Annotated in this window: 8 protein-coding genes and 1 pseudogene; 4 read left to right on the forward strand and 5 right to left on the reverse strand. The window is 53.0% G+C overall.

Annotated features, from left to right (window positions below; all coding sequences use genetic code 11):
- The 3 genes from ACK5JN_RS07150 to ACK5JN_RS07160 all read right to left on the reverse strand — a co-directional run.
- Window positions 1-1186 (reverse strand): ISNCY-like element ISLad2 family transposase (locus ACK5JN_RS07150; RefSeq protein WP_416869563.1); only part of this gene is annotated, 1186 nt, incomplete at its 3' end.
- Between the two features lie 372 nt (window positions 1187-1558).
- Window positions 1559-2674 (reverse strand): hypothetical protein, encoded by a 1116-nt coding sequence (locus tag ACK5JN_RS07155; protein WP_416869517.1) that lies wholly within the window; start codon window positions 2672-2674, stop codon window positions 1559-1561.
- A complete protein-coding gene (locus tag ACK5JN_RS07160; RefSeq protein ID WP_416869518.1) occupies window positions 2674-3474 on the reverse strand; it encodes a zinc-ribbon domain-containing protein in 801 nt (266 codons plus the stop codon). The genes ACK5JN_RS07155 and ACK5JN_RS07160 overlap by 1 nt, the downstream gene beginning before the upstream one ends.
- 341 nt (window positions 3475-3815) lie before the next feature.
- Here ACK5JN_RS07160 and ACK5JN_RS07165 point away from each other — a divergent pair, with 341 nt between their 5' ends.
- Complete coding sequence (locus ACK5JN_RS07165) at window positions 3816-4100, forward strand: VF530 family DNA-binding protein (RefSeq protein WP_416869519.1); 285 nt, start codon at window positions 3816-3818, stop codon at window positions 4098-4100.
- A 77-nt stretch (window positions 4101-4177) separates the two neighbouring features.
- On the opposite strand, the gene ACK5JN_RS07170 is transcribed toward ACK5JN_RS07165, so the two are convergent.
- Both ACK5JN_RS07170 and ACK5JN_RS07175 read right to left on the reverse strand, forming a co-directional pair.
- On the reverse strand, window positions 4178-5827 hold the full coding sequence (locus ACK5JN_RS07170; RefSeq protein WP_416869520.1) for an OFA family MFS transporter: 1650 nt from the start codon (window positions 5825-5827) through the stop codon (window positions 4178-4180).
- A 259-nt stretch (window positions 5828-6086) separates the two neighbouring features.
- Window positions 6087-7868 (reverse strand): sigma 54-interacting transcriptional regulator, encoded by a 1782-nt coding sequence (locus tag ACK5JN_RS07175; RefSeq protein ID WP_416869521.1) that lies wholly within the window; start codon window positions 7866-7868, stop codon window positions 6087-6089.
- Window positions 7869-8325: 457 nt separating this feature from the next.
- On the opposite strand from ACK5JN_RS07175, the pseudogene ygeW reads away from it, so the two are divergent.
- The 3 genes and pseudogenes from ygeW (at window position 8326) to ACK5JN_RS07190 (ending at window position 12002) form a co-directional block, all read left to right on the forward strand.
- Window positions 8326-9494, forward strand: a pseudogene (gene ygeW, locus ACK5JN_RS07180) (knotted carbamoyltransferase YgeW).
- A gap of 58 nt (window positions 9495-9552) precedes the next feature.
- Window positions 9553-10752, forward strand: coding sequence for a diaminopropionate ammonia-lyase (dpaL, locus tag ACK5JN_RS07185; RefSeq protein ID WP_416869522.1), 1200 nt, complete (start codon window positions 9553-9555; stop codon window positions 10750-10752).
- A 32-nt stretch (window positions 10753-10784) separates the two neighbouring features.
- Window positions 10785-12002: a YgeY family selenium metabolism-linked hydrolase gene (locus ACK5JN_RS07190; RefSeq protein ID WP_416869523.1), complete on the forward strand. Its 1218-nt coding sequence runs from the start codon at window positions 10785-10787 to the stop codon at window positions 12000-12002.
- Window positions 12003-12006: the final 4 nt, after the last annotated feature.

Below are 12006 nucleotides of genomic sequence, written 5' to 3' on the forward strand. Positions count from 1 at the left end.
GCCTGAGTACAGTCCCGAGACGTTTGTTATCAACAATCTGCCCCTGGTCGACACAGGCCAGCTTATCAAATGCCTGGCACTTAAGGCTCCGGTGCCCATAGTGGAAGGCGAGGGTGCCATCGGGATAATCCAGTACTTTAATTTTTTCACCGGCAAGACGGCTATTTTCTTTTGTTGGGTCCATGAGATAAAGGATCTTATCGTACTGGAAGGTCAGTGATTTCGACACGGTACGAACATCATGCCAGGCAAAGATGTCTCTTAATTCATCGGGGCTTTCCTGCACCGGACGATGCAAATCTTTGGGGAACTTAGCCGGTCGTGAAAACCGGCTGTTAAAGTCAGCGATGAAAGTGGCAAGCCAGGCATTTGCGGCCTCAATGCCGCTTATACCTTCCAGACGCATTTCTTTGATCAGCCGATCCTGAAGTGTCTGATTCGCACGTTCCACGCGGCCTTTAGCTTCAGAGCTGTTGGCACAAATAAGCTCGATTGCCAGGTCATAAAGCACACGTCCGAACTGGGTAACGGTGGTATTGCGTTTCTGCGGACCACTGACGCGAAATATTGCGTGTTTGTCACTGTACAGCGATACCGGCTTCCCATGCTGCTCGATGTATTCCCGGGTTGCCAGCATGTAGTCAAAGGCTGTTTCTGCCTCGCTGAACCGCAAATGCATCAGACGGCCGGTTGCATCATCGATAAAGACCAGCAGGCAGCATTTTGGCGCACGGCCTTCAAACCAGTCATGGTGGGAGCCGTCGATCTGGATAAGTTCACCCAGACAATCACGCCGATGCCGGGGCTGATAAACCCGTGACTTACGGCGAGCATGTGGGACCCAGAGTCCGTCAGATGTCCTCCAGTTGCGGACGGTCTCGATTGAAAGCCGGATATTATGGCGCTCTCTGAGCTTTTCTGCGGCCAGTGTGGGGCCAAAGTCACTGTAGTTTTCACGTATCAGCGTGAGCACGCGTAGTTTTAGCGATTCGGTCAACCGGCGGTTGCTGGGCTGGCCACGTTTGCGGCTGACAAGTCCTTCAGCACCAGAAACCCGGTAACGATTTATAAGCCGTTGCGCCTGACGTTCTGAAATGCCAAGCTGTGAAGCTGCATCGCGACGACGTAGACGCTTTTCACAAACTGCTTGTATCACCGGTAAACGGTGGATCTCTTTATCTGACATGGTCACCAACATGCGTTGAGTCCCTTAGAATTGCATTCAGTTTAGCTTACTCTAAGGTGACATTTCTATTTGGATAAAAAGTGACATTACAAAATGGTTCTAACAACCCTGGTGCGCATAATGTATATTATGTTAAATCGCCTATGATGGTAATTAACTTCATAACTCACCACCGCTCTCATAAAAATCAATAGATGCCTCTTCCCCACTCTCTGTGCGCTACGTAAAATCTATGCTTTAACGTGGGCAACCGGCCATCGGAATTCACGTAACGCCCCCATAAAAAAACCGGCCATCGTAGCCGGTCTAATTTTGCACACTTGTCATCTTTAGTCGCTGCGTCAACGCGTCTTCACCGACAAAGACCTCCAGTTACCGCCCGTGAAACATTTTTACCGGTTGCCCATTTTCCATTTCCACTATCAGGCGTGTTGGTTGCAACTTTTCAATCACTAACTGCTGCGAGAACTGCTCAATCAATTGATGTGATTGCGCAGTTTGTTCTCGGTGCGGTGCTAAATGCAGGGTTATCCATTTTTTCAATAGCACTTTATTAGCGTTCGTGGCGTTACTGGATTCTGTGAATGATGATATCCCGGCGATGCGCTGATGCTGAATCTGTGCAACCCTATCTAAGTCCCGTGTAAACTCTTCTATGTCATCTTTAATGCTTTGCTCTCGCTCCGTTTGCAGCGAAGCATCTTCCTCAAAAAGCGCAACTAACTTCAGCGCGCAGATACGTACTGATAACGCCATTTTCCATTCTGTGATGTGTCTTTGTAGGCTCTGTTGACGTTTCTTGATTTCACGGGTAATCCCATCGGTACCAAAGTAATCAGGATCAACACAGTTCTCAATTTCGTTACCGGTAGAGATGACATCCTTACGTAAATGTGCCTGAATAGCGCTGAATTCAACTTCAAAATCCTCCAGCTTCTGACGAACAACGCTCAATTTTCTACCTGTCGCTACTACGGAGGATACCTGGCGCAAATATTTAATCGCAGCGTCTAATTTTGATGCACGATCATTGCTTTGATAATCTGCGATTTTTTTTACGTCTTCAGAAATGGCGACAAGTTTCTCATTGATATCTGCAAGATGTTTTTGCGCCAGTAATATTGACGCCGTTTGCACCAATAAACCAGTATTGATCAGATTACTCAGCTTGTCCGCATCCATGAGAACGGCATGTTCTTTTATCTTGCCGTTATCCCCTAAACTGAAAGCACGGAATCCCACACCATCTTTAGCTTTAGCCAGCGGACCATCAATAATGACCTCCATATAGTTGTGTTGGGCGACATGATGAGAGGTTAAAGCGGAAGGTAGCGCCTGTAATAAAGGGCTAAGCGTGGAAATATCTGAGATACTCCCCTCTTTAAGTGGTTCACCTTCGGCAAGCGCATCAGGAGACAGCACAGAAATAGCGAGGACAGGACGTTGAGGATCATCACCAATTAGCCATTTCTCTGGTAAATTATTCATTATCTTTCCTCTACAGGCGTGCCGCATTGTGGGCAAAACTTGATACTTTCATCAATTTGATGGTTGCAGTTATCGCAAAGAATTCGGCTATTTTTCATACGAATCCAGGCAATTTGGACAATACAAGGCAATGTTACCCTAAAGGCAGGGCTTGCCAGATCGTACGCGCTGTATAGCCCGGTCAACGCGATGCCTATGGGCCCCGCAAGGACTCCAAGCATACGGCCAGCACCGAAATTAGCCACCATCGGAATAACGCGGCCAGCTGCCATTGAGGCCACAGAACTCGCAACAAGCGCTGTGATCTGGTATGCCGCTATTCCGCTGATACCAATCCGCGGCAAAAGTGCCTCCAGGCTACCTGGGGATTTCATGCCAAGACTATCGAGAATAGCTTTTCTCTCTGCTACGCTCATTTTCTCCCATGCATCCTCAAAGACTTTCATGATAATTGAGACTTCTTTACCTGCAAGCGAAGTCGATTTTTTTACGGGGATCTTCAGGCGAGCGCTCACGTCATCGACAATTTCAGCATAGTCCACGCCGTTTCTGCGAAATAGATTGGCGAAACTGTTGCCGCCATACAGTTGCAACTCGCGGATCAATACGCACACCGTGTCTTCATCAATCTCGTTTAACTCTTTAGCGCTAACTAAGAGCGTTTTCACACTGCTGGAAAGGGAAAGACGACCTTTACCGTTATCTGTAATGTAGTCAATCAGCAGATCGAGATCGCTTTTATCGGCGCTCAAAAGCAATTCAACTAGTGGCTTGTCATTTCTAATATCAATATTACTCATCGGTTTTCCTTGAGTGCCTCCAGCAGTCAATCAGGCAGCACAGCTTTATGACAAATTTCCTATAACATCGACCTTCTAGCGCTTAGCTTTAGCACTATAACCCTATTTCTAATTATTTCTACGGAGGGTAAACTTATCAATATTTCAACTAGATAGCCATTATTACGACAGGGTCATGCTGCATAAATATGATGTAAAACAACTCTCAAGACTATGCTCGGGATTTTCTGATAATAAAATCGTATCCCTCAATTCCGCCATCAGCACAGCAATCCGCGTTGCCGGGTCCGCGCCTTTCTTGTACTCTTCCCCCCGCTAAATTTCATCAACGACGGACGCTCATGACTGCGCATACCTCTAAAGACCCTTTACACGGCGTGACCCTGGAAATGCAGGTTAACGCGCTGGTCGCCCGCTACGGCTGGGATCGGTTGAGCCAACTGATCAAAATCAACTGTTTTAAGAATGACCCCAGCGTGAAGTCCAGCCTCAAATTTTTGCGCCGTACGCCCTGGGCGCGTGCGGAAGTTGAAGCCTTATATCTCGACGCGTTACACGACGAGGTTGAGGTGACGCCGGCAGAACCGGCGTTCGATCCGTGGGCGAATAGCCGCGCTAAGCGCTGATGCGTACTCGCGGTTTGCCCTAAAAACCGTTGTGATATCAGACCGCGACCGACGCGCGCTGGCGTCGGTCATTGTCTTTACATAAAGAATTTCACCGCCTGCTGCAGCGTGGTTGCGATGCCCCACAGCAGCGGCACGCTGACGGCCAGCCAGCTTGCCGTCATTAACAGCGTCGACGGCTGAGCCTCCCAGGTCAGTTGAGCGTTTTTATTGATGGTATACAATCCCTTCGCCTGCTGCTGCTGTTCGGCGGTCATCGCGTATTTCTCCGGCAGCGGCCGCACCAACTGGTTGCAGATAAAACCGACGACCAGCAGGCCGGTCAGCACCATCAGCGTAATGTCATACACCCGCTCGGGCGTCACGCCGTGCGCCAGCTGATATTCACGCAGATAGTTCACCAGCACCGGGCCGCTGATCCCCGCCGCCGACCAGGCGGTCAGCAGCCGCCCATGAATGGCCCCTACCATCTGTGAACCAAAAACGTCGGCAAGATAGGCCGGAATGCTGGCAAAGCCCCCGCCGTACATCGAGATAATAACGCACAGCGCGCAGACGTAGATCGCCACGTAGCCGCCATGGTTGACCAGCGGCAGCGTGCCGTACAGCACCGCACCCAGGCAGAAAATGATCGCAAAAGTCATTTTGCGCCCGCATAAATCAGAGACCGATGCCCAAAAGAAACGCCCCAGAATATTAAACAGGCTCAGTAAGCCGGTGAATCCCGCCGCCATGGTGGCAATGCGCTTTAGCTGTTCGCTATTCAGCGCATACCAGTTCAGGTCGAGCGACAGCAGTTTACCGGCAAAGATCTCCTGCAACATCGGCGACGCCATGCCGAGGATGCCAATACCTGCGGTAACGTTCAGCCACAGTACCAGCCATAGCAGCCAGAACTGCGGCGTACGGCAGGCCACGCTCACGTGAACCTGAATCGTTGAATGATGGCGGATCGTGTTCTGCGCTTTTTCTCCCGACGGGTGCCAGCCCATCGGCGGCAAGCGGTAGCCAAAGGTACCGCAGAGCATAAATAACGCGTAGATCGCCGCCAGCGCCAGGATACTTTGCCACACGCCGTTACCTTCCGGGCCGGCAAAGAAATTCATCAGCGCGTTGGCTAACGGTGCACCCACCAGCGCCCCGCCGCCAAAGCCCATAATCGCCATCCCGGCCGCCATGCCGCGTTTATCAGGAAACCAGCGCAGCAGCGTGGAAACCGGGGAAATATAGCCAAGCCCCAGGCCGATCCCGCCGATCACACCGGCCCCTAGCCACAGCAGCCAGAGCTGATGGAAATAGATCGCCACGCTGGATAGCAGCAGCCCTCCGCACCAGCACAGCGTCGCTACAAAGCCCACCAGCCGTGGCCCCACCTTCTCCAGCCAGCTTCCCCACAGTGCTGCCGAACAGCCGAGAAACACAAAAAACAGCGTATAGGTCCACCCCAGCATGGAGATCTTCCAGTCGCAGTCGCGGGTCACCAGCTGCTGCCAGAAGGAGAGGTTAACTGGACATTGTAAGTGCTCACTAACACCAATGAGCTGCGACATCGGCAGCCAGTAAACGGAAAACCCATAGGCCATACCGATACAAAGATGGACGGCCAACGCGGCGGGCGGCACCAGCCAGCGGTTAAAGCCCGGCCTGGCGATAATCCGTGGTTTGGCAAAAAACTCGCGCAGCGGTGAAACCGGTGCGGTGGCGATGTTTTCATTCATTTGCGCCATATTCCTGTCCTTTTCATGTGTAATGGCCGACGAACGCGCCGTCGGAGACAGGAGGTAAAAGGCAAGAAAGGTGCCACTCGCTCAAAATACGAACAGAAATGACGACTGAAGCGAGCAAGCAGCAGCGGAATAACAGCACAAAAAACCGGCTACGGTCGGTGAAATTATGACCGGGCATACAAACGAGATGATAATGTCGATTTTGATAAACGTCGCTCTCAGAGTGATACGACAGCGACGTTGGTCTCCGTAGGCGGATCTAGATAACGATCAGATCGTATTTTTTGATCTTGCGATACAGCGTGGCAATCCCGATGCCCAATTCGTCTGCCGCCTGCTTTTTATTGCTATAGCGGCTTAAGGCATCGCGTATCATCTGCCGTTCCATCTCTTCAAGCCCGGTCACGCCCTCCTCTTCTTTCGCGGCCCTGACTGCCGTGGTGCCAGGAGCCTCCACGCGTTCGCCGGTTTTACCGCTGCTGACAAGGTTTGGCGGCAGCAGCGAGACGTCAATCACCTCACCGGAAGGCACTACGTTAACCAGATACTCCATCAGGTTGCTCAGCTCACGAATATTGCCCGGCCAGCGATAGCTCTTCAGCAGCGCAATCACCTCCGGCGCGACGCCCGGATAGACCAGCTCCAGCCGACGGGTATGCAGGTGCAGGAAATAGTGAATCAGCAGCTCGATATCATCCTGGCGTTCACGCAGCGGCGGCAGCCGTAGCGGAATCACGTTAAGCCGATAGTAGAGATCTTCGCGGAACTTACCGTCGGCGATAAACTGGTCGAGATTCTGATTGGTGGCGGAAATGATACGAATATCCACCGGAACCGGATGACTGGCCCCGACCGGCTGGATCTCGCGTGACTCAATGGCGCGCAGCAGCTTGGCCTGCAGCGTGAGCGGCATATCGCCAATTTCATCCAGAAACAGCGTTCCGTGATTAGCGGCCTGAATCAGCCCCGTTTTCCCGTTGGCCGACGCGCCGGTAAATGCCCCTTTCACGTAGCCGAACAGTTCGCTTTCCAGCAGCTGTTCCGGAATCGCGGCACAGTTAATGGCAATAAACGTCTTATCTTTGCGATCGCTCAGCTTATGCACCGCACGGGCAACCACCTCTTTACCCGTCCCGCTTTCCCCGGCAATCATCACGCTTGAGGGGCTGGGCGCAACGCGGGTAATCAGCTTCTTTAACTGCCGCATCGGGCGACATTCGCCGACCATCTGTTCTATCTGCGGCCCTTCCTGCGGCGCGGCGATCTCCGCCGACGAGTGCGACTGATGAAACGCCATCAGGAACAGCCACTGGTCCTGGATGGCATGCAGCTGGCCGATAATCAGTTCTTTCTTATCATCAATAGAAATGACGTGCTGAACGTGGCCGCGAATAAAGTTTTGTGCGAACGTCAGCGGCCGAAAATGAATCTCTTTACCCACCATATTCCCCTGGGTGGCCCCAAGGATTTTTAACGCTGCCTGATTAACAAATTTGACTTTTTGCTCCTGACTGACAACCAGCACTCCCTGGTCCATATTGTCAAGCATCGTTAAAAACATTTTCTGGATATTGTCGCTGCCGCTCTGATCTTCAAGTAAACGGGAGACAAATATGGAAGAGACGTGACGGACATAATCGGAAAACTCGGTGATGTTATCATTAATTCTTTCCTGCTGATCGCGCGTCAGGGCAATCAGACTAATAACGCCCACGCACTGTTCCTGATAAATCACCGGCGTGCCAAGGAAGGCTTTTTCTTTACAGGTCTCCTTACTCTCGCAGCCCTTACAAAGAGGGTCAAAGCGCGAATGGGTTACCACTTTTTCCTTCTTTGTTTCAATAATGTAACGAAGAAGTCGCGAGTCTGTATTTAATTTCCGGCCAAGGAATTTACCGTAGCTTCCCGTACCGGCCACGCGGCACAGGCTATTGTCGACAATTTCAACCTCAAGCTGGAGAACGCTGGAGAGCATGCGGGCAAATCGTTGAATTGTCGGCTGAATCTGCATCAAGATCGATGACGAACTGGAAGGTATCATAATATCACTCACTGAAAGCTAACTGGGTGAACGACAACGCTTATTTCTCTACGATGATACTACCGCAGCCCTTAGCAACAATTGATGCAGGTGCTTTCTCTTTTTGGATTATTAAATCAAATATGGAAGTGGTATCACATTTTTATATCAATGTGATAATTTTCACGCTGAATTTTATCAAATTGGTGCACTTCTCTGATTGCGGCCTATTAATATCGCCAGCAAAACACGATGTATAAATAAACATATAGCGAAATGGTTGGCCGCTATTTTTGATACGCACCTATCCTGCTGGTCCTTTTTCGTGATATCCATCGCATAATTCTGCCGTTTTATCCGCGGTCAATCGGCTCCTTTTGATATTGGCACGCTTATTGTTAGTGAAATACCAGCGCTGGCATTTGCCGCAGCGGTAACCAGCAATCAATAAGCCGTCATTCACGACCAGGATTGAAATATGAAAACTGTTAACGAACTGATTAAGGATATCAACACCCTGAATTCTAATCTGCATGAGAAGGATTTTCTGCTGACGTGGGAACGCAGGTGCTGGACGTCGCGGAAGCGTTAAAAACCCTGCGTGCGGAAAATATTGCCACCAAAGTGTTTAACAGCGGGCTGGGAATTTCGGTATTCCGCGACAACTCTACCCGTACCCGCTTCTCCTATGCCTCGGCGCTGAACCTGCTCGGGCTTGCGCAGCAGGATCTCGACGAAGGGAAATCGCAGATTGCCCACGGTGAAACGGTGCGTGAAACTGCCAATATGATCTCCTTCTGCGCTGATGCGATTGGTATTCGCGACGATATGTACCTTGGCGCGGGCAACGCCTATATGCGTGAAGTGGGCGAAGCGCTGGACGACGGCTACAAACAGGGCGTGCTGCCGCAGCGCCCGGCGCTGATTAACCTGCAATGCGATATTGACCACCCTACGCAAGCGATGGCCGATCTGGCGTGGTTACGTGAACACTTTGGTTCGCTGGAGAATCTCAAAGGCAAGAAAATCGCCATGACCTGGGCCTATTCCCCAAGCTACGGCAAGCCGCTGTCCGTGCCGCAGGGCATTGTCGGCCTGATGACCCGATTCGGTATGGACGTTACCCTCGCCCACCCCGAAGGCTACGACCTGATCCCGGACGTGATTGAAGTCGCGAAAAACAACGCCAAAGCCTCCGGCGGCAGCTTCCGGCAGGTGACGGATATGGCGGAAGCCTTTAAAGATGCCGATATCGTTTATCCGAAATCCTGGGCGCCGTATCAGGTCATGGAGCAACGCACGGAGCTGCTGCGCGCGAACGATCATGACGGCCTGAAAGCGCTGGAGAAAGCCTGCCTGGCACAGAACGCCCAGCACAAAGACTGGCACTGTACCGAAGAGATGATGGCGAAAACCCGCGACGGTGAAGCGCTGTATATGCACTGCCTGCCGGCGGATATTACCGGCGTGTCCTGTAACGAGGGCGAAGTCACCGAAGCGGTGTTCGAAAAATACCGTATCGCCACCTACAAAGAAGCTAGCTGGAAGCCGTACATCATCGCCGCCATGATCCTCTGCCGCAAATACGCGAAGCCGGGCATGTTGCTGGAGCAACTGCTGGGTGAAGCGCAAAAACGCATCAAATAGCCACCTCCGCTGGCCTGCGGGCCAGCATCACTCCCCGTATGACGAATAAGGACAGTGTATGTCTGCTTTCTCACTGAAAATGGATATTGCCGATAACCGTTTTTACACCGGCGAACGTTCGCCGCTGTTTTCGCGCCAGCCTGCGCAACAGGCGCGCCGTTTCCATCAAAAAATTCGCGGCTATCAGCCAACGCCGCTGCACGCGCTGAATGAGCTGGCCGCCCTGTTTGGCGTCCACAAAATCCTGGTGAAGGATGAGTCACAGCGTTTTGGCCTTAACGCTTTCAAGATGCTCGGCGGCTCTTACGCGATAGCGCAATTACTGTGTGAAAAGTATCAACTGGATATCAATGAACTTTCGCTCGACGGCCTGAAATCACGCATCAAAGAGAAGATGACCTTCGCCACCACCACCGATGGTAACCACGGGCGCGGCGTCGCATGGGCCGCGCAGCAGCTGGGGCAAAACGCGGTGATTTACATGCCGAAAGGGTCGGCTCAGGAACGCGTCGACGCCATTCTGCGTCTGGGCGCGGAATGTATCGTCACCGACATGAACTATGACGATACCGTGCGCTTCACCATGCAGACGGCGCAGAAAAACGGCTGGGAAGTGGTTCAGGATACCGCGTGGGACGGCTACACCAAAATCCCGACCTGGATTATGCAGGGCTACGCCACGCTGGCCGATGAAGCCGTTGAACAGATGTCAGCGATGGGCATCGCCCGCCCGACGCACGTTTTCCTGCAGGGTGGCGTTGGCGCGCTAGCAGGCGGCGTTCTCGGCTACCTGGTAGACGTCTACGGCGCGGAGAATCTGCACTCCGTCATCGTTGAGCCCGAGCTGGCCGACTGCCTCTACCGCTCCGGGGTTAAGGGGCAAATCGTCAACGTCGGCGGCGATATGGCCACCATCATGGCGGGCCTGGCCTGCGGAGAACCTAACCCGCTGGGATGGGACGTTCTGCGCAACTGCGCCAGCCAGTTTATCTCCTGCCAGGATGCGGTTTCCGCGCTCGGTATGCGGGTGCTGGGCAACCCGATCGGCCACGACCCGCGCGTCATTTCCGGGGAGTCCGGCGCGGTCGGCCTTGGCGTGCTCGCCGCCGTTCACTATCACCCACAGCGCGACGCGCTGATGAACAAACTGCAGCTGGATAGCCACTCCGTGGTGCTGATCATCAGCACCGAAGGCGACACCGACGTGAAGCACTATCGGGAAATTGTCTGGGAAGGCAAGCATCCGGCAGCGCAATAAATCCAACCCATTCAGAACTGGAGAACATCCTCATGGCTAAGCATATTCCTTTTAAACTGATCGTTGAAAAAGCCAACCACTACCAGCAGGACATGACCCGCTTCCTGCGCGACATGATTGCCATCCCGAGCGAAAGCTGCGACGAGAAGCGCGTGGTGCACCGCATCAAAGAAGAGATGGAAAAGGTCGGTTTCGATAAAGTGGAAATCGACCCTATGGGTAACGTGCTGGGTTATATCGGCCACGGCCCGCGTCTGGTGGCGATGGACGCGCATATCGATACCGTGGGCATCGGTAATATCAAAAACTGGAGCTTCGACCCGTACCAGGGCATGGAAACCGATGAACTCATCGGCGGGCGCGGCGCGTCTGACCAGGAAGGTGGAATGGCATCCATGGTCTACGCCGGCAAAATTATCAAAGATCTGGGGCTGGAAGACGAATACACCCTGCTGGTGACCGGTACGGTGCAGGAAGAAGACTGTGATGGGCTGTGCTGGCAGTATATTATCGAACAGTCCGGTATTCGTCCGGAGTTTGTGGTCAGCACCGAGCCGACCGACTGCCAGATCTATCGCGGCCAGCGTGGGCGCATGGAGATCCGCGTTGATGTCTCTGGCGTCAGCTGCCACGGCTCCGCGCCGGAACGCGGCGACAACGCTATCTTTAAAATGGGGCCGATTCTCAACGAGTTACAGGACCTCTCCCACAAGCTGGGCAACGACGAATTTCTCGGCAAGGGCACCCTCACCGTCTCGGAAATCTTCTTCACCTCGCCAAGCCGCTGCGCGGTCGCCGACAGCTGCGCCGTGTCCATCGACCGCCGTCTGACCTGGGGCGAAACCTGGGAAGGCGCGCTGGACGAGATCCGCGCCCTGCCTGCGGTACAAAAAGCCGGCGCGGTGGTCTCAATGTACAACTATGACCGTCCATCCTGGACCGGGCTGGTGTACCCGACCGAGTGCTACTTCCCGACCTGGAAAGTGGAAGAGGATCACTTCACCGTACGCGCGCTGAGCAACGCCTATGAAGGTCTCTTCGGCAAAGCGCCGGTAGTCGATAAGTGGACCTTCTCTACCAACGGCGTCTCGATCATGGGCCGTCACGGCATTCCGGTGATTGGTTTTGGCCCGGGCAAAGAACCTGAAGCCCATGCGCCTAACGAAAAAACCTGGAAGCCTCACCTGGTCACCTGCGCCGCGATGTACGCCGCTATTCCGCTGAGCTGGCTGGCCACCGAGTCACTGTAGTCCG

This window comes from Kluyvera sp. (assembly GCF_047971185.1).
GTDB lineage: Bacteria > Pseudomonadota > Gammaproteobacteria > Enterobacterales > Enterobacteriaceae > Kluyvera.